Source organism: Ereboglobus sp. PH5-5, from assembly GCF_029504805.1.
Classification (GTDB): domain Bacteria; phylum Verrucomicrobiota; class Verrucomicrobiia; order Opitutales; family Opitutaceae; genus Ereboglobus.
Window position 1 is genome coordinate 54,873 of record NZ_JAQFIT010000001.1, and the last position, 24,234, is coordinate 79,106.

Sequence of the window (24,234 nt, forward strand, 5' to 3'; positions counted from 1 at the left end):
GTCAATTCCGCCTGGCGGAGACGAGCCAGAGGAGGTTTATCAACGAGCTGAGGAAAGCCGCGACATAGGTGAGCGCGGCGGCGTTGAGGGTTTCACTCACGCCTTTTTTTTCCTCGGGCGCGATGATGCCGAGCCCCGCGAGCTCGGCCTTGGCGCGGCGGCTGGCGTCGAACTCAACGGGAAGCGTGACAAGGTGAAAAAGCGTCAGCACGGCGTAGCAAACAATGCCGACGTCCAGCATGATGCCGCCAAAGCCGCGAAAGAAAAACGCGCCGACAATCACAAAGGGCAAAATGCGCGATGTGATTTGCGTGATGGGCACGAGCGCCATGCGTGTCTGGAGCATCGAATAACCGACCTTGTGCTGGATGGCGTGGCCCGCCTCGTGCGCCGCGACTCCGAGCGCGGCGAGGCTGGTGCCCTGGTAGTTTTCCGTCGAGAGAACGAGGCGTTTGTGCGTCGGGTCGTAATGATCGGTGAGGTGCCCGGGCGTCTGGACGATTTCAACGTCGCGGATGCCGGCGCGCGCCATCACCGCCTCGGCAGCCTCGCGCCCCGTGATGCGTCCGCGCGATGGGATGCGGACGTTTTTGCCATAGGCGCTCGACACACGATACTGCGCATAACCCGCGAAAATGATCGAGAATAGCAGCAGCCCCAGGACAATCGGCGGCGAAAGAAATGCGAAGGCAAAGAGTTGTATGGTCATTACGCTGAAAGAGATTCTGTTTTTTGGGTTTTGTTTCCAATAATTTCGCAGGTCTCAAGATTATCACAAGAGGCAAGCGCGAGATGGATCAAATGTGTCAGCGGATGACATGAAACTCCGGCCAGCCCGCCAGCCTTGCGCAACCGAAGATGCCGCGAAGATTATTAGAATTGGTTAAACTGACCATTTTTCTTTTTTGCATGACGTTTTTGGTTCAACAGTGCGCAAAGAGGATAAAACAACTGCCCTCGATTTATGTAATTTATTCTCAAAAATTATTTTAAACAGTGTTCACTGTTCCTAATTTGGTGAAAGATTTTTTTCATCAGCGAACAACTACTATTAGTTATTTTTATTGTTAGCCATCCTGCCAATTTCCGATTTGTGCAGCGGAGCATGGCGACTCAAGGTCTGCCCCTCGCACAAAGCGTTGATTCTCTCCACATCACACATTTCCAGCCATGCCATACGTCCAAAAAACCATCGAGGCCCTCAAGTTCAGCAGCCCGGCGCAAGCCGAGTTCTACCAAGCCGCCGAGGAAGTTTTGCACTCCTTGCGTCCGCTTTTTGAGCGCGAGAAAAAATACCTGAAGCACAACATCATCGAGCGCATCGTCGAACCCGAGCGCCAGATTTTCTTCCGCGTGTGCTGGGTTGACGACAAGGGCGACGTGCAGGTCAACAAGGGCTACCGCATCCAGTTCAACTCCGCCGTCGGCCCCTACAAGGGCGGCTGCCGCTTCCATCCAAGCGTGCGCGCGGGCATCATCAAGTTTCTCGGCTTCGAGCAAATTTTCAAAAACTCGCTCTCAGGCCTCGCCATCGGCGGCGCGAAGGGCGGCTCCGACTTCGACCCGAAGGGCAAGTCCGACAACGAGGTCATGCGCTTCTGCCAGTCGTTCATGAACGAGCTCTACCGCCACATCGGCGCGACGATCGACGTGCCCGCCGGCGACATCGGCGTGGGCGGCCGCGAAATCGGCTACCTTTACGGCCAGTATAAAAAACTCACCCGCCACTACGAGGGCGTGCTCACCGGCAAGCGCCTCAACTGGGGCGGCTCGCTCGTGCGCACCGAGGCCACCGGCTACGGCTCCGTTTATTTCGCCGAGCACATGATGAAGGCCGCCCACAGCGGGCTCGAGGGCAAGGTCTGCACCGTTTCCGGCTCCGGCAACGTCGCCATCTACACCATCGAAAAACTCCAGCAGCTCGGCGCAAAACCCGTGACCTGCTCCGACTCGAAGGGCATGATCTACGACAAGGAGGGCATCGACCTCGAACTCCTCAAAAACGTGAAGGAAGTGCGCCGCGAACGCCTCACCGAATACGCCAAGGAGCGCAAAAGCGCCGTTTACACACCCGTCGAAAAATATCCCGAGGGGCACAACGCCGTGTGGACCGTTCCCTGCGATTGCGCCTTCCCGAGCGCCACGCAAAACGAGCTCAACGGCAAGGACGCCGACGCGCTCCTCAAGAACGGCTGCGTCTGCGTCTCCGAGGGCGCGAACATGCCCTCGACGCCCGAGGCGGTCGAAAAATTCCTCGCCGCGAAAATCGGCTACGGCCCCGGCAAGGCGGCCAACGCCGGCGGCGTGTCCACGAGCCAGCTCGAAATGGCGCAAAACGCCTCGATGCAGCAGTGGCGTTTCGAGGAAGTCGACCTCAAGCTCCAGGGCATCATGCGCGGCATCTACAAAACCGCCGCCGAAACCGCCAAGGAATTCGGCGAGCCGCACAACCTCGTGCTCGGCGCGAACATCGCCGGCTTCCGCAAAGTCGCCGACTCGATGATCGAACAGGGCGTCGTCTGACAACACAGGCACAGAAATGTCCTAGCCATAACCATGAAGCCCCGGCGCCAAAAATGCCGGGGCTTTTTGGCGGGCGAACCGGCCAGTCTTACGCTCCCCGAAAGACTTTCGGACACGCGTGCGACTTTTGATTGGACACGCCTCGACCGCCTGCTTCCTAATGGGCAGACTATTTTCCTCAAACTTCCAAAAAAACAAACACCATGAGCCTCAAAATCAAATCAGCCAAGGAATGCGCCTTCGACCAAATCTCGCTCGGCGAGATCATGCTCCGCCTCGATCCCGGCGAGGGCCGCATCCGCACCACGCGCTCCTTCAAAGTCTGGGAGGGCGGCGGCGAATACAACACCTCGCGCGGCTTGCGCAAATGCTTCGGCCTGCGCACCGCCGTCGCCACCGCGTTCGTTGACAACGAGGTCGGCCACCTGCTCGAGGACTTCGTCATGCAGGGCGGCGTTTGCACCGACTTCATCAAGTGGAGCGAGGACGACGGCATCGGCCGCACCGTTCGCAACGGCCTCAATTTCACCGAGCGCGGCTTCGGCATTCGCGGCGCCGTCGGCGTTCCCGACCGCGGCAACACCGCCGCCTCCAAGCTCAAGCCGGGCGACTTCGACTGGGACCACATTTTCGGCAAGCTCGGCGTGCGCTGGTTCCACACCGGCGGCATTTTCGCCGCGCTCTCCGAATCGACCGCCGCGCTCACGATCGAGGCCGTGAAGGCCGCCGCCAAATACGGCACCATCGTTTCCTACGACCTCAACTACCGCCCCTCGCTCTGGAAGACCATCGGCGGCCTCAAGAAGGCGCAGGAGGTCAACCGCGAGATCGCCAAATACATCGACGTGATGATCGGCAACGAGGAGGACTTCACCGCCTCGCTCGGCTTCGAGGTCAAGGGCGTTGACCATAACATCAGCAAGATCGAAGTCGACGCGTTCAAGGCGATGATCGAAACCGCCGTGAAGGAATTCCCGAACTTCAAGGCCGCCGGCACCACGCTCCGCGTCGTGAAGACCGCCACCGTCAACGACTGGAGCGCGATCTGCTGGCACGACGGCAAGTTCTACGAAAGCCGCAAATACAACGACCTCGAAATCCTCGATCGCGTCGGCGGCGGCGACGGTTTTGCGAGCGGCCTCTCGTTCGGTTTCCTCGAGCACAACGACCCGCAAAAGGCGGTCGAATACGGCGCGGCCCACGGCGCGCTCGCCTCGACCACGCCCGGCGACACCTCGATGGCCACGCGCAAGGAAGTCGAAAAACAAATCGCCGGCGGCGGCGCCCGCGTCGTCCGCTGAGAACCGGCAAGGGCAAACATTTGATTAACGAAGCCCGGATTCACTCCGGGCTTTTTTGGATTTGCGATTTATCCCGTCCGGACGAGGCGTCGTTATTCCAGAATCACGCTTGCGCCTTTTGCGGCACTCCCCGCGAATTTACTGCGCAGCATCTCGTTGGGGTGGTGTTGTGTGAAGTTGATGGAAAAGCATGCGTAAATCGATTCCCAAGGATTTCCCGTAACAGCACTGCCCGGTATATATAGCCGGGGCACTGCATGCTAAAATGGCCGCGCTAATTCCGCGCCCTCCACCCCTCGTCTTTTAAGATTCATCGATGGCTGATCTCAGCGGCCGCATCTCAGGTTGCGCCGAGTTTTGCAATCGATCCAAACTGCATTTCAGGCTTGGATATTAACGGCTCGTTTAGTTCGAATCAAAGCCAGCTTGCACCAACTAGCGCCTGCCTCGTCGGGACAAGTCGATGTTGGTCATTTTGAGACATTTTTTCCGTCATGAAAATTTTCCCGCCATTGCTTGTCTTTGTAATTTTGCTCGGTTCCGCAAATGCCTATGCGAAACCGACGGTTCGCGTTGAGGATATTTTTAGAAAGTATGAACGATTTACCATCAAGCTGTCACCTGATGGCAAAAATATGGTTAGTATTTTTGCGCACAACCGGGTGAAATCCCAGCGCGATGTGTTCGCCAGTTACGGGTTGGCTCTCATTTCCGTTGACGATAGAAAAGCGGCGAAACTCCATGACGCGGACGATGTTCATGTCCAGTATTTTACCTGGGTGGGCAATAAGCGGATTATGGCGTGGATGACCGGAGGCTTCAAAAATGAAAAAAGAGCGATTTACGCATACGATATAGATGGTGAAGATTTCGTCGAATTAGTTCCGCCGTTGATTAAGGGAAATAAAAAACAAAGTGCCGCGGCTTTGTTGCGCTGGGCAAAAATGATTCCATCTCGAACATTGTGGCCCGACCGGGTGCTCATGGCCCGTCGGAAAACAGGCGATGCATACGAAGAAAGGCGTTCTTGGAAATATGCCGGCATGGAACCGGTCCCGGGGGTTTATCAACTCAACACCAAGACTGGAGAAATCGCCTTGGTGCGGCGTGATCCCGGACGCACCATGGAATGGTTTGCCGACAAGCAAGGCGTGATGCGCGTGGCTTCCGGCCATGCCCCCGAGGATTATGACACCAAGGGACTCCTCAAAAATCCCAGCCAATATCCCGCCGGGCGCGTTTATTGGATTGACGATGACAACAGCGTGCGCCCCATGAGCGGCATTGTCTTCGGTGAGAATGAAAATTTTTTGCCGATGGGTTTCGATTATGAGGGCAAAAAATTCCTTTTCTCTGGCCGCCAGGGAAAAGATCGGGCCGCAATCTACGCATATCTTCCGGAAAGCGACACCGTAGAGGGGCCGCTCATAGCCAATGAAAATGTCGATGTTGAAACCGGCATTTTGTCCCCATGGGACGGCACGGTGGCGGGCATTCGTTATTGGGACGGGAAGGCCACCACAATCTGGCTGGATCCGCATTTAAGCGCGCTTCAAACGGAAATCGACTCCGTGCTGCCCGAATTTACCAACACCTTCACAAGCTGGTCGCTCGATTATCAGCGTTTGATCATTCGCAGCCAGTCGAGTCAGGAGCCTGGACGCTACTATCTGTTTGACCAAAAAACAGGACATCTTGAACAGATATACCGAAGCGCGGAGTGGCTGAACCCCAAGGCTCTTGGACAAACCGAGCCGATTCAGTTCAAGGCCCGCGACGGCTTGGTCATCCACGGTTATATTACCCGTCCGCCGGGGAAAACCGTCGGCGACTGCCTGCCCACCGTGCTACTTGTGCATGGCGGCCCCTGGAGCGTTCGCGATTACGATTTGTTTGATCCCGAGACGCAATTTTTCGCGACGCGCGGTTACGCTGTATTGCGCGTCAATTTTCGCGGTTCATCCGGCTATGGAAAACGGTTTTCCGAATTGAGCCGCAAACAAATGAACCTCGCCATGCAAACGGATATTTATGACGCAATCGACTGGGCTGTCGCGCAAAAGTATTCCAATCCCGACAGGCTCGTCATCGCCGGGAGCAGTTATGGCGGCTATGCCACCCTCTGTGCGCTCACAGGTATGCCGGACAAATTCAAGGCGGGCGTAGCTTTCATTCCAGTATCAGATATTTTCGAGCAAATTGCCGGATACGAGCGAAGGGGGCGCGATGGCGAACGGGCGGCGTTCTGGTGGAAAGAATGGGTGGGAGATCCAAAAACAGACAAAGACCTCCTGACTGCCGCTTCACCGATAAACTTCATATCGCGCATTAAAGTCCCGCTTTTCCTGATGTATGGGGACAAGGATGACCGCATTGATTATGAGCGGCAAAACAAACAACTGGTGGCGCGATTGAGACACTTCAAAATCGAGTTTACCCTGCATGCCCCGGAAGGCGAAGGTCATGGTATTCAGATGGAGGCAAACCGGGCAAAAGTGTTCAATGCGCTGGAAACTTTCCTGAAAAAAAACGCGCCTGCCGACTAGGCGATTTCGTCCGGACGAGGCGTCGTTATTTCAGAATCACGCTTGCGCCTTTTGCGCCTGTTTGCGGCAATTCAAGTGAATCTCATGCGTTTTCTTCCGCTCATCGTTTTGTCGTGCTGCCTTTCGTCGATTGGCATCGCCGCGCCCGAAAAATTTGTCCCGACGAAACACGATCCCTTTGTTGGTGACTGGCTGCCGAAGAATCCGGGGGATCATGTCGCGCAAGTCTTCGCAACGGGCGACAACGCATATCAGGCAAACATCCTTCTCGCGTTCGACGACGAAAGCAGCGCGGAACCGGTCGCTGTTTTGCACGGCACGCGCCCCGACGAAATGTCGCCGGTTTCCCTAAATGGTGGCGATTGGACGGGCGCGCTTCGTCCCGATTGCTGCGGCAGTCCGCAAATGGAAATCGTCAATTCCAAGACGGGGGAAAAAATACGTCTCGCCCAATACATGCGCCCGAATCCGCGGTTGCAAGTAAAGCCGCCGAAAGGCGCAAACACGCGCATGGTGTTCACCAATCGCATGCGCGACGGCGTAAGGACACTTGATTCCGCAATCCTCGTAAGCGAAACAATCGCCGGAAAAAACGTCCGCGCGCACATTGAGTTCCGTCTGCTCAGCGACCAAAGCGCGGCCGCCGTCACGCTTTGGAAGGACAAGTGGATTGCTCTCCCGGCCAGCTACGGGCGCGCTGGCGCGGCGCCGGCATGCGGAGCGCTCGGCGACACGCCGCCAACGATACGCGCCGAGCGCGCCATTCTCGAATGGCAGGCGCTCGACATTGAAACGCGCGACGACCGCGCGACCATTTTTTTAAACGGCGTGAGAATCCACGACAGCGTAAAGATCGCAGACTCCACAACGCCCGCGCCGCTAAAAATCGAAACCCGCGGCGCGCCAATCGAACTGCGCAATGCCTGGATTTCAACCGAGTGAAGATTTTCCGGGGCAAGCTTCGGAACACTTTGCTTTTCTAAAACCCATTGCGCGATTTATACCAATCATGAGTTTTAATGGGTCGGGCGTGCCCGTCGAGCGGGCCGAGAATCACGTGAAGCAAACACGGCGATTGGCAGTCAGCCAACCGCCCTACCCCAAAGGTCGCGCCCTTTCTGACGCCGCCCGAGCATCAAATAACGCGAGCAAGACCAAGAAAACAGACCGGCTAAAATTTCACCCTTACTCCGGTTTGAATGCGCCAGCGGCTGTTGCTACTTTGGAGAGGTTGCGAGCGGGGCTGGACCAAAGTTCCGGATGAATCCGTCATGGAATAACGATACACTTCCGCTTCGGGATCGTAGTAACCATAGGCGATGCCGAGATTGTAGGGGGAATTGTATTGGTGAACGCGGCCCCATTTTTCGTTCAGCAGATTTGCAAGGTTGGTGATGGTGCAATACACCTCCGCGCGCAAAGTGCGCCAAAAGGGGATTTGTTGCGTAACACTCAGGTTGAGGCGGTGCTGGAATTTACTGCGCTCGCTGTTGCGGGAAGCGATTCTTCCGGCGTAACGGCGGAGGGCGTCATTGGTGGCGAGGTAGGCGAAAAATGCGTCCTCGTCGGTTTTGCTCGCCCAGTAGAGTTTTGGATCATTGCGCCCGGCGGGAACGTAGAAAAGATCGTTGCCGGACTGTCCGTCGCCGTTGGCGTCGTTGCGAAAGGTGAAGCTGTAGGGGCGGCCGCTGTGGCCGTCGTAGGTGAGCGTCATGATAGTGTTGAAGCCGCGGATGAGGGCAAACCTGGTCGTCACGCTTGCGATGACGCGGTCGCGTATTTCCGTGGCCGACGCGCCCGATTCATCGCTGTTGGGGTTGATGCCGATGCGGCGGGTAAAGTTGGCCGAGGCGCTGCTGTTTGTGAAGGGACTTACCTCGGTTGCGTGCCCGCGTGTGTAGGCGAGCCTCGCGCTCCAATGGTTGCGCATCGGGCGGCTGAGGCTGAATGTGAGATGCGAGCTGCGGGAGGAATCCTTGTCTTTGTCGGCATTGGTGAGCCAATACACATCATCAAACGCCCCGTGGTTGAGCTGGCTGTCGGTGATGTGCGGAATGCCGGTGACGTTTCCATCCTTGTCGGTCTTGATTTCCCATTCGCCGTAGAGCGGGCGCCCGTCGGGGCCGGCAACGGGTTCCTTCAAATTGAGATTGCGATAGACGAGGCTTTTTTCCGCGCGCGAAAAGAGCCATTCGATCGAGGCGCTCATGCGCTGCCAGGGCAGTTGAAAATCCACGGCGATGTTTCCGCGCAGCAGGCTGGGCATTCGCAGATCCTTGTCCATCATGTCCACGCGCATGCGTTTCGAGCCCGGCTCGCCTTCGGGCTGGGCATCGACATCAACAATCACGCTGCCGGGTTTTTGCGTGGTGCGAAACGCCGTCATGCCATCGTTGATGTAGGAGTTGCCCATCCAGACGCCGGGTATCTGCCCCTGGAAAATGCCGACGCCGCCGCGCACTTGCGCCTTGCGCAGTTTGCGCGGCGACCATGTGAAACTGACGCGCGGGCTGAAGGTGTAAACGCCGTCAATCGTCGAGTTATTGCGCACGCCAAAGGTCTGCTCGACCTGTTTGTTTTCACGCGGGGCTTCGTTCATCTCGGGATAATCGAAACGCAGTCCGGTGGTGATGGTGAGCGAGCGGAAGAAGCGCCAGTTGGCCTGCAAAAACGCGGTGTTGATCGCGTAGCCCCAGGCAAAACCCGGCGCGCCGCCATCGGCTGTGTATTGGTAAATGTAGGAGCTGATCTTTCCGCTTTCAAAATCGTCGATGGACGCAAAGGCGTAGTGCCCCCAGGCGTAATCGAGGTATTTGTTGTCGAAATCATTGCGGACGCGCTCGGCGCCAAACTGGAGCGTGTGCCTTCCAAGCAACCACGTTGCCGAGATTTTGGCCTGCTGCTTTTTTGTCGTCAGAAAGTTCAAGTGGCTCGTGCTGTATGCGCCCAGCCACAGCGTCTCGGCGCCGCTGCCGTCGGCGGCGTCAACACTGTTCACCCTGATTTGCGGCAGGCGGGAGTTTGGCTGACGGTCCGAGGAGTATCGCTGGTTCGCAAAACTGATCTCGGTCTGAAAATTCGGATGCCATTGCGAGGTCATTTGCGCGCTCCACGCTTTCAAGTCGCGCGAGTTGACATACCAATGGCTGCTCAGGGACGTGGACGCCGTGCTGGCATAATTCTGATAAACGGGATTGTCGCCATACGACGATGAGTAACGCGCGGACAAGCGATGCCTCGCGTTGATGCGCCAGTCGAGTTTGGCCATGTGGGAATCGCTTTTCTGACTTCGCTCGCCCGGGTCAAAAAGCACGCCGGGCTCGATGCCGTATTTCTCCCTCGCGATGTTGACAATCCTCTCAAGCGCCCCGGGAGCGGGGATGAAACTGGCCTCGCGCGACGGATCAGTGCGTTCCTTGCGCTGCCAGTTCACGAAAAAAAACAGCCGGTTTCTTATAATCGGGCCGGCAAGTGTGAAACCATACGTCTCGTCCGTAAAACGCGTGCGCTGGCCGGTGGCGGGATCCTTTGCTCGAAATTTTTCGTTGGCGTATTTGTAGTAAGCGGAACCGGAAAAGGCGTTCTCACCACTCCGTGTCACGGCGTTTATCGACGCGCCGGTAAATCCGCTGCGCCGCACGTCATACGGCGCAAGATCGACCGAAACGGCCTGGATGGTTTCCATCGAAAACGGATTCCCGAGCGCGGGCAGGCCGTTGTCGCTCAGACCGAAACCGTCGTCGAGACGAATGCCGTCGATTTGAAGCGAGTTAAAAAGATGATGCTGCCCCGCCGCCGCGATGACACTGTTCTCCTCGTCAAGCATCGTGACGCGCGGATCAGCGGTCGCGTAGTCGTTGACGGTTTGGTCGATCGACGGGCGCTCCTCGATATCGCGTTGCGTAAGCGCGGTCGATGTGCCCGGTTGCGGATGCTCGCGGCGCGCCTCGACGACAAACTTTTCAAGGTGCACAATCTCATCCGCCGAAGCGGAAAGCGCCACGTCAAGCTGACGGTCCTCCCCCAGCGAAAGCACGATCTCCGGGATATCCGCGACCTCATGTCCAGACGCGCCCACCCGCAGCGAAAGGCGTTCGCCCGGGCGCAATCCGGTGAACAAATACCGGCCGGCGTGATTGGTGCGCGTCTCAAAAACATCCCCCGTCGCCCCATGGCGCAACACCACGCGCGCGCCGCCAACCGGCGTTTTCAAAACACCGCCAAAAACCGTGCCGCCGAGCGCCGCCGTCGTCTCCATTTGCGCACGAAGCCCGTCCGGACAACACCACGCGATGACGCAGGCACACACAATTTGTCTTAACTTTCGTGGGGAGCAGGGCGAACGCAAACACATGGGGACGCGGGGTTGGGGTTGGCGTGGAGTTCGACTCCAGTCAAACCGCGCCCCGTGATTTTTCAACCTCAAACATCGCGCGAACACCGGCCCCGCGATGGCTCCGTGTTTCGAAAACCCCGCCTATGCCTTCTTCACGAAACACGCTTTCAGCGCCATCGCCACGCCGTCGATGCGGCAATCAATCTCGTGGTCGCCATCAACCAGGCGGATGCCTTTCGCCTTCGCGCCCTGTTTCAAAACTCCCGACGAGCCGCGCAATTTCAAATCCTTGATGAGCACAACCGTGTCGCCGTCCGCGAGCACGTTGCCGTTGGCATCCCTCACAACACGCGCGCCACTCTCCTCGGCGGCGGCCTCCTTGGGCCATTCGTGTCCGCAGGTGGAGCATTCCCAGTGGGCGGGATGCTCGAGAATGTCTTCAAGTGTGCAGGCGGGACAGGCGTCGGGTTTGGTCATGATTAAAAAAAGTGTGCGCGGACGAGATGCCGCACCGCCCCGGGATTGTCCAATCGAAACAATGCCCGTTGGTGGAAAACGCGCCATTTCACACGCATTTGTTTTCCCCTTCGCGTCACGGAAAACCGTTCTCCCGTCATGGCAGCACAATCACCTCGGTGTCGATTTCGACGAGTTCTACGAGTGCGAGCGCATCCCAGTTTGCGAGGCGAAAACAACCGTGCGATTCCGTGCGCCCCACTTTTTCCGGTTCCGGCGTGCCGTGGATGCCGTAGCCGGATTTGTCGAGGCCGATCCAGACGAGGCCGACTGGATTGTTCGGGCCGGGAGGGATGATGAGTTTGCGCCCGAGCTCGCGAGCCTCCTCGGATTCGGTGAAAATCTCGGGATCGAATGTGTAGTTGGGGTTGGGCGCGATGGTTTTGACACGCAGCGTGCCGACGGGGCGCTTTTCAATTTTGCGCGCGATGCTCACGGGGAAATGCGCAAGGAGCCGCCCGTCGTCAGCGCGCGCCTGAAGCGTGTGCTCGCCAAGGCTGATAATGATGCGCGCCGCTTTTTCACCGGCGCGAATCGTGGCGGCGCGCGTCCCCGGGCCGGTATCGGGAATGGCGATGATCGTGCCGGGCTCGATTTTTTCCCAAATCATGCCGGGATTGAGCTGGCGGAGAAGCGCGGGATGCGCGCGGGATTGCTCGGCCGCCATTTCGAGCGCGGTGGCGTAGGCGAGCGAGGGCTGTTGCGATTTGCCGAGCCAGGTTGGAGGCACGGGATGGAGCGAGGCGAGGTCGGCGGCGGTGACAATGCGAGTGGTGACCGGAGGCGCGGCAAGCGCGAGCGCGGCGCGGGTTTCCCCGTTGAGCCTGCCCGTGGCGTCGAGTGATTGCTCCTCCTGAAACGCGATCAACGCGGCGCGGGTTTGCGCGCCAAACTTGCCATCGATGGGCCCGCTGGAAATGTTGCGGCGCGCGAGCGCGACTTGCGCCTCAAGGATGTCGGCGGGCGGGCGGGGAAATTGCCCGGAATCGGCGGCGCTTGAAATTACCAGTCCCGGAAAGACTCCCAATTTCAAAATCCAAACCCCAAGGAAACCGCGCACCGCGCCGCGCTTTTTAATTTTTGGAAATTTGCTCATTTGAACTCTCAGGACTTGGAATTTACAGAGTCGTTCCACGATGCGCCCGGAGGCTGAAGGATTTTGACCGGCCAATTGCCACGCCCAACCCGGCAATGCCTGCTCTTGCTTTGTTCATCCGCGCATAAAAATGCACGCGACCCGCGCCTTCGCGAATAAAAAAACGCAATGCGCAGAAAATGCGAATGCGCGGCGTGATTTTTGTGATTTGCCGGTGTTATTTTTTAAAAAACTCGTGGACTCGCGCGCCAAATCCCGCAACCTGACAGGTTCCAATTATGAAAACACCCATTCGTGTCGCTGTTACCGGCGCTGCCGGACAAATCGGTTATTCGCTCCTCTTCCGCATCGCCTCTGGCGCGATGTTCGGCCCGGAGCAACCCGTCATCCTCCATCTCATTGAGATCGAGCCCGCGCTTCCCGCGCTCAACGGCGTGGTGATGGAACTGCAAGACTGCGCGTTCCCGCTCCTCAAGGGCATCGTCGCAACCGCCGACCTCAACGCCGGCTTCAAGGACGTCAACTGGGCGCTGCTCGTCGGCTCCGTTCCCCGCAAGCAAGGCATGGAGCGCAAGGACCTGCTCAGCATCAACGGCAAGATCTTCACCGGCCAGGGCAAGGCGATCGCCGCCAACGCCGCCAAGGACGTGCGCATCTTCGTCGTCGGCAACCCCTGCAACACAAACTGCCTCATCGCCATGAACAACGCGAAGTCGATCCCCTCCGACCGTTGGTTCGCGATGACCATGCTCGACCAAAACCGCGCCGTCACGCAGCTCGCCATGAAGGCCGGCGTCGACACGACCGAGGTCAAGAACCTCGCCATCTGGGGCAACCACAGCTCAACGATGTATCCCGACTACTTCAACGCCAAGATCGGCGGCAAACCCGCCACCGAGGTCATCAAGCACGAGATCTGGTTCAAGGACACCTTCATCCCGACCGTGCAGCAACGCGGCGCCGCCATCATCAAGGCCCGCGGCCTCAGCTCCGCCGCCTCGGCCGCCAACGCGGTCGTCGACACCGTGCGCAACCTCGTCAACCCGACGCCCGCCGGCACCTGCTTCAGCGTGGGCGTCTGCTCCGACGGCAGCTACGGCATCGAGAAAGGCCTCATCTACTCGTTCCCGATCGTCAGCGACGGCAAGAACTGGAAGATCGTGCAAGGCGTGGAAATCAACGAGTTCTCGCGCGAGAAAATGACCGCCACCGAGAACGAGCTCAAGGAAGAGAAGGCGATGGTCGCCGAGTTGCTCTAAGAGGGGCAACCGCGCAACAAGCAAAATCCTTCCGCACTTTCAACGGCGTCCGCAAAAACGGACGCCGTTTTTTTGCGCGGTGATTTCAGAGTGTCTCAAATGAAACTATAACCGGGCGTGCGCGCCGCGTGTTACGGGAGGTTACAACCATGCGACTTTGAAGAATGCCAGGCCAACAACAGCAACAATACTGGCAATTCACTTTGTAATTGTCGTTTCACATTTGTATTTAAAAATCAAAAAAATCGACCCACCCCCTCTGACTGCCCTCATGATTTCTCGGATTTTAATTCGTCCCGTAACAACTATCGATTCAGTTCCTCTTGAACAGCATCTAGCATTTTGTTCAGTTCGTTTTGCTTTTCAGGATTATCCCTATATAGTAAAAAGTTTCTATTCGGACCTTTCGAGTTCGCATTATTAGTAGTCTTTTTATGTATTGATATTTTACGCTGACTGAGTCGGCTTTCCAGCAATTTTAGGTTATCAGGACGAATTGATATTAATTCTATTTCTGATTCGGAGAAGTCTATCGGAATTGCAAGATCGACAGTTTTCAGACCGTCGACAAGCACTGTCACAACGCTTCCCCGATAAGTGTGCGCAATAGCTGCCACCTTTTTTGAGTCACCCTTAGTGAAAGGAAACAAAACATTATCATCTATAATAAACGCCTCAGCAAGAGGCTGTGAGATGAAAACCCTATTGTCTCCCAACCTCATTTCTAGGCAAACGATTTTCGCATCCCGTCCACAAGATGTTACCAAAAGAGGGAGAAGGAACATTAATGCAAAAAGCTTTCTCATGGTGAATGTTTTCTGAATATATGAGTTTATAGGGGCTTTGAAGGGGGCAGGGGCGATGTTTTTTTATTTTCGTTGGCGGTATGAGTTTTGACGGGAATAAAAGGGCATTAATTTAATGAATTATTCGTATTTATTTGCAGTCTCAACATGCAGGCGAGTGCGTTGATTGCAACGTCACTTTTACGTGCCTCCACGATACCATTTATGAGTTAGTTTTGATCCTTAATGGGTAGGCGCGCGCCAAGAATTATGAAAGGCAAACACGGCGGTTAGCAACAGGCTGCCAACCGCCCTGCCCTTGGCGCCCACCAAAAGAATAAATCGCGTTCGTAAATGGGGGCACTCCCCGGAATATCGAATCCCCGACTGCTCACACGAGTTTTCCGCCGCAGATGACTTGGGCGACGGGATTGCCGCCCAGCTCGTAGGCGAGCAGGCGTTCGTCCTTGTGGTGCAGCAAAACCAAATCCGCGCGTTTGCCCGGCTCGATTGTGCCGCGATCCGCAAGGCCGAGCACAAGCGCCGGATTCACCGTCGCGGCCACAATCGCCTCCTCGATGTCGAGCCCGCAAAAACGCACCGCCGTCGCGATGGCAAGCGGCATCGAGCACGAGGGCGACGTGCCGGGATTGCAATTCGTGGCGATGGCAACCGCGCCCCCGTTTTCCGCCAGAAATCCTCCGCGCGCGAAACGCTGGTTGAGATGCAATCCGGTCAGCGGAGTGAGCACGGCGACAACGGGCGACTCGGCAAGCTCGCGAAGCTGCTCCTTCGGCGTTCCCTCGAGATGCGCCACGCAGCCCGCATGCAACCGCACCGCCTCCGGCACCATGCCGGTCGGCGTGAACTGGTCGGCGCTCGCGCGAATCGGCAAGTGCTTGCGCGCCTTTTCGAGCAGGCGCACGCACGTCTCAACCGTCCACGCGCCCTGGTCGCAAAACGCCTCGATCGCGATCCCCGGAAACTCGCGCAACACCTCCGGCAAAATATCGCGCACGACCATTTTCGCATAGTCGTCGAGACTGCTGCCCTCGCAACCGTGCCCGAGCAACGCCGTCGGCACGACCGTGCCCGGCCAGTCACCCGCCGCGCGCTGGATCGCGCGAAGCATTTTTAGCTCGGCCTCGAGCGTGAGGCCGTAGCCGCTTTTGATCTCGAGCGTCGTCGTGCCGTTGCGCAAAAATTCGTCGAGCCGCCCGCGCAGGTTTGCGGCCAGCTGGTTGCGCGTGGTCTCGCGCACGGCGCGCACCGTGGCAAGCATCCCGCCGCCCTTCTTGAGCAGATCGGAATACGTTTCGCCGTTGAGCAGCGCCCGCCACTCATCGAGCCGCGAGCCCGCCCAGCACGCATGCGTGTGACAGTCGACAAAACCCGGCATGAGCACGCGCCCCGCCGCGTCAATCACCTGCGCGTCAGCGGGCGCCGTGTCGATTTTTTCGGCGACCGCGGCAATTTTCCCATCGTCGCCGACCAGCACCTCGCCCTGCGGAATCACTCCCAGCGCGCGCAACTCCGCGCCGCGGCGGGCGACGGGTGATCCGGACAGGGTGAGAATGCGGGCATTGCGAATAATGAGGGCTGGCATGATGCACCTAGTAGAGATGCATCTCCGGATCGCTTCAAGAATTGTGTGACGGGCGGGGCGGCGCCGGGTGTAATTGCGAATGGTAGCAAAACGCAAAGATGCAATCCTTTGGAGTGCGGTGGCAAAGCGAAGCGGCGACACCGCTTTGAGCGAGTTGCGCCCGGTGAAAATCTTACGCTGTTCAAAGCGGTGTCGCCGGTCGCTTGCGCTCCCTTTGCCACCGCACTCCAAAATAACTCCGCTTCGTCGCGTATTCCATCAAACTGCTACCAATTGCAATTACACCCGGCGGCGTCCGGAGTAAATTATGCAAAGCCTCAATTGACCCCGGCGCAAAACTTGCCCATGCGTGATGGTTTTCCTCGCACAATCCACACTCATGAAAACACCCGCATTGTCCATCCCTGCCAAACTCACCGCGCTGGTTTCGGCGCTTGCCCTCGCATTCGGCCTCGCCGGTTGCGGTGGCGGCGGCGACTCCCAAAACACTTTCCGCATCGGCCTCGAGGCCAGTTATCCCCCGATGGAATTCAAGGACGCCAGCGGCAAAACCGTCGGCTTCGACATCGACATGGCGCGCGAGATCGCGAAGCGCCTCGGCAAGGATCTCAAGATTGTCGAGATCGAGTTCGACGGCATTTGGGAGGGGCTCAACACCGAGCGTTACGACGCCGCCATCTCGGCGTGCTCCATCACGCAGGCGCGCATGAAAAACTACCTCTTCACGAAGCCCTACATCGCCAACAAGCAGGTGATCGTCGCGAAGAAGGCCATCGCCGGCAAAATCACGAGCCTCGACGCCCTCGCCGGCATGAAGGTCGGCGTGCAAAAAGGCACCACGGCCGATTCCGCCTGCCGAAAGTTTCTCGACGAAAACAAAAACAAGCAATTCACGCTCGAATCGTATCCCGGCGCCACGCAGGCGCTCGACAATCTTGAGCTCGACCGCCTGCAGGTCGTCGTCGTCGATCTCGTCGTGGGCAGCTACTATGTGAACGACGCCAAGCGCGGCTTCGCCTACGCGCCCGCCTCGTTTGCCTACGAGCCCATCGGCGCGGCCTTCAAGAAAACCAACACCGAGCTGCACGCCAAGGTGGACAAGATCCTCGCCGAAATGCGCGCCGACGGCACGCTCCAGGCCATTTCCAAAAAATGGTTCAACGAGGACATCGTCTCGAACGTGAAGCAGGAATATCCAGAGTGAGGTGATTTTCGATTTTCGATTCTCGATTTTCGATTGCGCGCTTCCGCGCGTGCCCGAAATCGAAAACGGAGCGGTAGCTCCCAATCGAAAATCGAGAATCGAAAATCGAAAATTTCAACATGACTGACATTTTTAACGAAATCTGGCCGATGATGCCGCAACTGGCACGCGGCGCCGTTTACACCTTGCTCATTGCCTTTGTGGGTTTGATCGGCGGGCTCGTGCTGGGCTTTTTCATCGCGCTGGGCAAAATCAGCAAGAACCCGGTTCTGCGCGCCGTGTGCGGTTTCTACACCTGGTTCATTCGCGGCACGCCGTTGCTCATGCAACTGTGCTTTATTTATTTCGTGCTGCCGAAGCTGATTTTTCACCTGCGTTATCTCGACGCGTTGCAGGCGGCGCTGATCGCGTTCAGCCTCAACTCCGCCGCGTATCTCGCCGAGATGTATCGCTCGGCGATCCAGTCGATCGACAAGGGCCAGTATGAGGCCGCGCACGCGCTCGGGCTCACTTACTGGCAGACGATGGGGCGCGTCATCATCCCGCAATCCATCCGCCGGCTCGTGCCGCAGGTGGGCAACGAAATCATCATGCTGCTCAAGGACACCTCCGTCGTGGCGTTCATCGGCCTGACCGACCTCATGAAAATCACCTCGCAGATCCAAAGCTCCGGCGGCAAAAGCCTCGTGTATCTGCCCTCGGCGCTCATCTACCTGATAATGACGACGCTCTTCACCTACATCTTCTCCAAGATCGAGGAGCGCCACGCGAAATACGAATGAGCCGCTTTTTTCGCTGCATTTCTGAACCACGGATTTCACGGATTATCACGGATAAATACAAAAGTGCCGGAGTCCGGATCCGTGCAAATCCGTGAAATCCGTGGTTAATAAAAACTCCCAAAAATCTTTTTCACCGCCGTGTCCGAAAAAATAATTGAAATCAAAAACGTCCGCAAAAACTTCGGGAAACTCGAAGTGCTCAAGGGCATCAACCTGCACGTCGACAAGGACGAGGTCGTGTGCATCATCGGGCCGAGCGGCTCCGGCAAAAGCACGCTCCTGCGCTGCCTGAATTATCTCGAGCGCATCACCTCCGGCGAGATCACCATCCACGGCGAGCTTTTCGACAAGCGCGAGAACGACCGCGACGTCCACAAGCTCACCGCGTCCGAGGTGTCCGCGCACTGCGCCTCGCTCGGCATGGTTTTTCAGCGTTTCAACCTCTTCCCGCACATGACCGTGCTCGGAAACCTGATCGAGGCGCCCATGCGCGTGAAACACATGGACCGGGCCGCCGCGATCGCCCTCGCCGAAAACCTGCTCGTCAAGGTCGGCCTCGCCGACAAGCGCGACGAGTATCCCTCGCGCCTTTCCGGCGGCCAGCAGCAGCGCGTCGCCATCGCGCGCGCGCTCGCCATGCAGCCGCAAATCATGCTTTTCGACGAGCCCACATCGGCGCTCGACCCCGAGCTCGTCGGCGAGGTGCTCAATGTGATGAAGGACCTCGCCACCGAGGGCATGACGATGGTCGTGGTGACGCACGAGATGAGTTTCGCGCGTGACGTGGCGACACGGGTTGTCTTCATGGACAAGGGCGAGGTCGTGGAGCAAGGCCCGCCGCAGGAAATCTTCACCGCACCGAAAAACGAACGCACGCGCATGTTCTTGAAAAAAGTGCTGGCCTCGTAGGGGCGCACCTTGCGTGCGCCCTCGTGTGCGAACGACTGTTTGCGAGGGCAGCCAAAAAGCGGGATGACGCGAGGGCGCGCGCAAGGCGCGCCCCCACAAAAAAAACGGACGCCTTTTCGGGCGTCCGTTTTTTGTGATTCAACGTTTTCGCAATTCTTAGAACAGCGAATAGCTGAAGGTCATCTGCACGCGGACGTTTTCGCCCGAGGAGCCGCTCTTCACCTTGTTCTTGCCGTAGAGGGCCTCGATGCCGACGTCGAAGCGGGGCATCACCGTCCACACGAAATTCACCGAGGCGTATTGCACGCGGTGGTAGGCGTCTTCGGCCTGGGTGGAGATGTTCTTGATGCTGGACACGCTGTAGGAAGCCGTGGAGCGATACTTCGGCGACCAGCGGTGCGTGTAGCCGGCAACAAAACCCCAATAGGTGAGCGCCTTGAGTTCGCCCTTGCTGTTGAACGCCATGTCACCGTCGCGGAAAAAGTCATTGATGTGGCTGAAGATGCCTTCGCCGTAGGTGCCTTCGAGCTGGATGCTGTCGTTTTCGCCAAACTTGGGGCAAAGGCTCAGGCTCAAACCCCAGCCGAGAACGTCGTCGTCAACAGGACCGTCAACGGCGAGTTTGCGCACGATGCCGCCGAGTTGGGCGCTGCCGCATTTTTCGCTTTCCCAGCGGATGTTGGCCGAGACGTCGGGAAGGCGATCCCTAACGCTGCCGTCGTTGCCCGTGGCGCTGTAGAGCGAGGCGTCCGGGTTGGAGATCGCGAAGGCGGTGCTGAAGCCGCGGCCAAAGGTCGGCGTGTCGTAGCGCAGCATGGAAGGGCGCGAGAAGACCTTGGCGCTGGCGCCGCTGTAGTCGAGCGTCGCGGGCCATGAGTCAACGTTCTCAAAGGGCGAGACCGTCTTGCCGAGCGTGAACTTGCCGAAGCGGGTCTTCATGCGGGCATAGAGGTGATTGATGCGGTAGCCCAAGTCGCGGCCATTGCTGGTGTCGTAAAAGTCGTTGTTGTAGAAAACGGTGATCTCGTTGTCACCGGCCACGGTGACGGCGTCGAAGGTGATGTTCGAGCCGCGTCCGGTGACGTAGGTGTGGTTCGAGCTGTCGTAGCCGCCGACTTCGGAGCCAGGGACATTATTGTTTTTGACAGGCACGAGCGCGACGGCAAAGCGGCTGTTGAGGCCGGGGTTGCGGCTGTCGGCGATGACGTCGAGACGCGGGCTGAGGTTGAGGCGGACCTTGGTGTTGGTGCCGGGCACGAAGATGTAACCGTCACCGATGTCGTGAAGGCCGATGGCCACAGGCTCGGCTGGCGCGACGGCAACCGGGGCCGGGCGCGTGTTGCCGCCCTGCTGCTGCTCGAGACGCGAAATTTGCGCGTTCTGTTTGATAACCATTTCCTGCAGGCCCTTGACGGAGGCGCGCAATTGCTCGACCTCGGATGACGAGGTTTGGGCTGTCGAGGGAAGAGCAGCGGTTAATAAGAGCGCAAGACTTGCGCTGATGTTACGTAGCGAGGTTTTGTTCATGGTGTTTTCGATGGACAGAAATTTCGATGCTCTGCGATTTCATCGGCCGTGGTCGATATTATTTTCCAAACCAACGATATTGTTTCTTGCCTCCCCCTTGCCCCGCCCCTCATTTCTAGACGCTTCTTTCCCAGCAACTACCGCCCACTAATCTCTTATGGACCAAAGCGTCACGCCCGATACCCAGCCGCCGCAAACAGGTTTGCTCAAGCGCGGACTGAAAAACCGTCACATCCAACTTATCGCCCTCGGCGGCTGCATCGGCACGGGGCTGTTTCTCGGCTCGGCGGGCGTCATCCAGCTCGCGGGCCCTGCCATGATTCTCGGCTACCTGATCGGCGGAATCATCGAGTTTTTTATCATGCGCCAGCTCGGCGAGATGGTCGTCGAGGAGCCGGTGGCGGGATCGTTCGCGCACTTCGCGTATAAATACTGGAGCAAGTTTGCCGGCTTTATGTCGGGCTGGAACTACTGGGTGCTCTACGTGCTCGTGGGCATGGCCGAACTCACGGCAGTGGCGAAATACATACACTGGTGGATGCCCGACATGCCGCAATGGATTCCGGTGCTGGTGTTCTTCATACTCATCAACGCAATCAATCTCGCCAACGTGAAGATATTCGGCGAGGCGGAGTTCTGGTTCGCGATCATCAAGGTGCTCGCGGTGATCGGGCTGATTGTGTTTGGCGCGTATCTGCTGATCGGCGGCGGCGCGGGTCCGGAGGCCGGCGTGTCAAACCTTTGGAAGCACGGCGGATTTTTCGCGCCCGCCGAAAGCGGTTTCGCGATGTTCCAGAACTTCTCAATAGCGCTCGTGCTGATCATGTTCTCCTTCGGCGGGCTTGAGCTCGTGGGCGTGAGCGCGGCCGAGACGGCCAATCCGAAAAAGACCATCCCGAGGGCGGTCAACCAGGTGTTTTTCCGCATCCTCATTTTCTACGTGGGCGCGCTCACCGTCATGATCATGCTCCAGCCCTGGCCGGAAATGGTGAAGGCGATCAACGCGGTCAGCAACTCCGACCTCGGCGACAGATACGGCGCGAGCCCGTTCGTGCTCATCCTGAAACAAATGCACGTGCCGAGCGCGGCGGGCATTCTCAACTTCATCATCCTCACCGCGGCGCTCTCGGTTTACAACAGCGGTGTGTATTGCAACAGCCGCATGCTTTACAGCATGGCGGACAAGGGCAACGCGCCGGCGCTCTTCAAGAAAACCGACCGCCGCGGCGTGCCCGTCAACGCGCTCATCGCCTCGGCGTGCGGCACCGGCATCGGCGTGCTCATCAACTACACCATGCCCGGCAAGGCGCTCGGCCTGCTCTTCGCGCTCGTGGTCGCGGCGCTTGTGCTGAACTGGGCGTTGATCAGCTTCACGCACCTGATGTTCCGCCGCGCGAAGAATCGCGAAGGCTACACGACGAGTTTCAAATCATGGGGTTTCCCGGTCACAAACTGGATTTGCATCGGGTTCGTGGCGTTCATCCTGTTTGTCATGGCCGCGTGGGCGGGTATGCGAACCTCCGTCATCATCATGCCGATATGGATCGGCGTCCTGGCGTTGCTTTACTGGATACTGCATCGCAAGCCCAAACAGGGCGCGCAGTAACCGGAAAACGGACGAGTCCTTCGCCTCGACGGGCGGCTGAAAAAGCCGCCCTCCCCTTCGCAAACGCGCTTTTACTGCTGCGGCTGTTGCTGCTGTTGCGGCGGCGGTTGTTGTTGCTGCTGCGGCGGTGTGCCGACCTTGGTCCGCTTGACTTCGTAAGCGCTCGGCTGGGACACTTGCTGCGCTTCACCATCCGGGGTCGCGGACGAATCCTGCGCGGCATCCGCGGCGGGCGGCGGAGTCGGCAGTTGCAATTTCAGCTCGTTGAAACGCTCGCGCTCCGCGTCGTCCTTCGATGTTTTTAGGGCAAATTCGACCAAGGCGCGCGCAGCCGTGTTATTTTTCATGCGCAGCAGGATTCGGGCGGACTGGTAGAGCAGCGCCCTGTCATTCCTGAACAGCACCAGGCCTTCCGACAGGACGACAAAGTTTTCATTGGACGGCGTCGCCGAGCTTGCGATCCATGCGTCGGCAATCGTCCGGTAGGTTTGCGGCAGGGCCGGCCTCAACTTGCGCGCGGCAAAAAGCACTTCGAGAATCGGCGTGAGTTGCGCGGGCGTTATGTGCACGCCGTCGGAGGCCTCCGGATGCGCCTTGGCGTCGTCCAGCAAAATGCCCGCGTATGCGGGATAGGCGGCGGCGCGTTTCGCCTTTCCCGCGACAGCTTTCGAGAGCATGCGGCGGGCGAGCTCGGTCTGGCCCGCCGCATGGGCGGCGAGCCCGTAGGAGGCAAGAAATTCCGGATCGCGCGCCCCGCGCCCGTAAGCGCCGCGCAGCGTGGGAATCGAGGGGGAGGCATTGTTGGCGAGCACGAGCGCGTCGGCCTTCATGCGCGCGCTGTCCCCCTCCGGCGCGAGCGTGAATTCGCGCGCCGGCGCGTCGATGCGCTCACCCTTCCCCTTGACGACGAAATCCGTGTATTGGTAGGCCGCGAGGCCGATGTAGCCGCGCAGTTCGACAAGAAATCTTTTGTAGGTCACGCCAAAGCACTCCTTGAACAACTCCTCGGTCATCGGCTCCTTCGCCGAGCGCGCCACAAGGGTTTCGAGCGCGGCCTTGTAGTTTTTGTTGGGAATCCCGTAAAGGCACCTGTGCACAAAGGCGTAGCACTGCTTGGCCCAGACGTTGTTGCCGATCGGATTGCGCGCGAGCGGCGAATCGCGCGTGACGCCAAAAAAATCCTTGAATCCGAGAAGCGCGCGACGGTCCAGGGCGACGTTAAAATCCTCGTCCGGTATGGTCTCCATGCCGGGAATGCCGGCGTCCTCCTCGTCGCTGGTTTCGATGTCCTCGCCGTCGCCGGCAACGGGGGCGACAACCGCCATGTTGTTCTTGCCCTGGCCTCGGCGCACGGACCTGAGCTCCCCGATGCGGATGTATTTGGGATACACTTCCATTTTCTGGATGATTTGCAGGACGCCCTCCTCATACCACGCGGGCGGCGGCGTCTCCGTCTGGCTGAGCAAATAATGCACATACTCGCGATAAAGGATGCTGTAATAATCGACATCGAATGTCGCGCCCAGCGACGAGGCGTCGATATCGTAAGTGGTGTCGTTGAGCGTCACGCTCGAGGTGCTCATGTCGATCACAATGAAAGCCTGTTCGGGTCCGATGAGCGTGGCGCTCGCGCGCGCGCTGTCCTTCGAATAATCGGCCAGGTCCGATCGGGGAATAAAATCGTCGAAACCCGCGCGCCCGCACAAAATCAGCGTGGCGGGTTTGCGAACGGTGACATTGATCGGCCACGCGGCGTCGAGCGCGATGCGAAACATCTCAAAGTCCTGGATCAGTTTCCGCGAGGCGCGCTCGCTGGCGCTGGAGTAAACCTCAAAGCCCGGGATGCTGGTGGCCAGCCAGTTTTCCGGAGGCGGCAGCTCGGTTGCGGCCGTGACCACGAGCGTGTCGAGTCGCACGACGGGTTCCTGCTCTCGCGCGGCAGTGCCCGAAGCGGCGACGGTGCCGGAAACGGCCTGCGCAAAACTCAAGGTTGCGAAAACAGGAAACAACGAAAGGACGCAGGCGACAAGGAAACGACGGGACGCGAATTGCATAAAAAGGAGGTTGAGCGGATAAGACGGGACTTGTGGACGCAAGTTTCGCGGCAGTCACGCCGTAAATAATTTTACCCGGACAAACACCGAATCAATGGGGAAACCGGCGCTGTCCGATCCGCAAAATCAAAAAACGAAGCCCAAATAAACGCCGGGCCTCCCGCCCGCCCCATTAAAAAATTAA

Annotated in this window: 17 protein-coding genes; 9 read left to right on the top strand and 8 right to left on the bottom strand. The window is 58.3% G+C overall.

Features of this window, described 5'->3' with window-relative positions:
* Window position 1: 1 nt before the first annotated feature.
* Window positions 2–709, bottom strand: a complete 708-nt coding sequence (locus tag M2103_RS00110; protein WP_277507957.1) for a zinc metallopeptidase — start codon at window positions 707–709, stop codon at window positions 2–4.
* Between the two features lie 461 nt (window positions 710–1,170).
* Between M2103_RS00110 and gdhA the strand changes: the two genes are divergently transcribed.
* From gdhA to M2103_RS00130, 4 genes are all read left to right on the top strand, one after another.
* Window positions 1,171–2,523, top strand: a complete 1,353-nt coding sequence (gene gdhA / locus M2103_RS00115) for an NADP-specific glutamate dehydrogenase (protein ID WP_277507958.1) — start codon at window positions 1,171–1,173, stop codon at window positions 2,521–2,523.
* Window positions 2,524–2,726: 203 nt separating this feature from the next.
* On the top strand, window positions 2,727–3,824 hold the full coding sequence (locus M2103_RS00120) for a sugar kinase (RefSeq protein WP_108824001.1): 1,098 nt from the start codon (window positions 2,727–2,729) through the stop codon (window positions 3,822–3,824).
* A gap of 494 nt (window positions 3,825–4,318) precedes the next feature.
* Window positions 4,319–6,370: an alpha/beta fold hydrolase gene (locus tag M2103_RS00125; RefSeq protein WP_277507959.1), complete on the top strand. Its 2,052-nt coding sequence runs from the start codon at window positions 4,319–4,321 to the stop codon at window positions 6,368–6,370.
* Between the two features lie 84 nt (window positions 6,371–6,454).
* The gene (locus tag M2103_RS00130) at window positions 6,455–7,312 is read left to right on the top strand and encodes a family 16 glycoside hydrolase (protein ID WP_277507961.1); all 858 of its coding nucleotides are present in this window, start codon (window positions 6,455–6,457) and stop codon (window positions 7,310–7,312) included.
* 229 nt (window positions 7,313–7,541) lie between these two features.
* On the opposite strand, the gene M2103_RS00135 is transcribed toward M2103_RS00130, so the two are convergent.
* The 3 genes from M2103_RS00135 to M2103_RS00145 form a co-directional block, all read right to left on the bottom strand.
* Complete coding sequence (locus tag M2103_RS00135) at window positions 7,542–10,628, bottom strand: TonB-dependent receptor (RefSeq protein WP_277507962.1); 3,087 nt, start codon at window positions 10,626–10,628, stop codon at window positions 7,542–7,544.
* Window positions 10,629–10,847: 219 nt separating this feature from the next.
* A complete protein-coding gene (locus tag M2103_RS00140; RefSeq protein ID WP_277507963.1) occupies window positions 10,848–11,183 on the bottom strand; it encodes a zinc ribbon domain-containing protein YjdM in 336 nt (111 codons plus the stop codon).
* 136 nt (window positions 11,184–11,319) lie between these two features.
* A complete protein-coding gene (locus M2103_RS00145) occupies window positions 11,320–12,255 on the bottom strand; it encodes a L,D-transpeptidase (RefSeq protein WP_277507964.1) in 936 nt (311 codons plus the stop codon).
* A 341-nt stretch (window positions 12,256–12,596) separates the two neighbouring features.
* Between M2103_RS00145 and M2103_RS00150 the strand changes: the two genes are divergently transcribed.
* Window positions 12,597–13,577 (top strand): malate dehydrogenase, encoded by a 981-nt coding sequence (locus tag M2103_RS00150; protein ID WP_108824007.1) that lies wholly within the window; start codon window positions 12,597–12,599, stop codon window positions 13,575–13,577.
* A gap of 305 nt (window positions 13,578–13,882) precedes the next feature.
* Here M2103_RS00150 and M2103_RS00155 read toward each other — a convergent pair whose 3' ends face one another.
* A complete protein-coding gene (locus M2103_RS00155; protein ID WP_277507965.1) occupies window positions 13,883–14,383 on the bottom strand; it encodes a hypothetical protein in 501 nt (166 codons plus the stop codon).
* A gap of 370 nt (window positions 14,384–14,753) precedes the next feature.
* Window positions 14,754–15,968, bottom strand: a complete 1,215-nt coding sequence (hutI, locus tag M2103_RS00160; RefSeq protein WP_277507967.1) for an imidazolonepropionase — start codon at window positions 15,966–15,968, stop codon at window positions 14,754–14,756.
* A 379-nt stretch (window positions 15,969–16,347) separates the two neighbouring features.
* Between hutI and M2103_RS00165 the strand changes: the two genes are divergently transcribed.
* From M2103_RS00165 to M2103_RS00175, 3 genes are all read left to right on the top strand, one after another.
* Window positions 16,348–17,172: an ABC transporter substrate-binding protein gene (locus M2103_RS00165; RefSeq protein WP_277507968.1), complete on the top strand. Its 825-nt coding sequence runs from the start codon at window positions 16,348–16,350 to the stop codon at window positions 17,170–17,172.
* Between the two features lie 119 nt (window positions 17,173–17,291).
* Window positions 17,292–17,954, top strand: coding sequence for an amino acid ABC transporter permease (locus tag M2103_RS00170; protein WP_277507969.1), 663 nt, complete (start codon window positions 17,292–17,294; stop codon window positions 17,952–17,954).
* A gap of 138 nt (window positions 17,955–18,092) precedes the next feature.
* Entirely contained in the window at window positions 18,093–18,863 is a 771-nt protein-coding gene (locus M2103_RS00175; protein WP_269467221.1) for an amino acid ABC transporter ATP-binding protein, read from the top strand.
* Between the two features lie 156 nt (window positions 18,864–19,019).
* On the opposite strand, the gene M2103_RS00180 is transcribed toward M2103_RS00175, so the two are convergent.
* A complete protein-coding gene (locus M2103_RS00180; protein ID WP_277507970.1) occupies window positions 19,020–20,390 on the bottom strand; it encodes a DcaP family trimeric outer membrane transporter in 1,371 nt (456 codons plus the stop codon).
* A 157-nt stretch (window positions 20,391–20,547) separates the two neighbouring features.
* Between M2103_RS00180 and M2103_RS00185 the strand changes: the two genes are divergently transcribed.
* The gene (locus tag M2103_RS00185) at window positions 20,548–21,996 is read left to right on the top strand and encodes an amino acid permease (RefSeq protein ID WP_277507972.1); all 1,449 of its coding nucleotides are present in this window, start codon (window positions 20,548–20,550) and stop codon (window positions 21,994–21,996) included.
* Window positions 21,997–22,067: 71 nt separating this feature from the next.
* Here the strand turns inward: M2103_RS00185 and M2103_RS00190 are convergent, their stop codons facing one another.
* Complete coding sequence (locus M2103_RS00190; RefSeq protein ID WP_277507973.1) at window positions 22,068–24,050, bottom strand: hypothetical protein; 1,983 nt, start codon at window positions 24,048–24,050, stop codon at window positions 22,068–22,070.
* Between the last annotated feature and the right edge of the window lie 184 nt (window positions 24,051–24,234).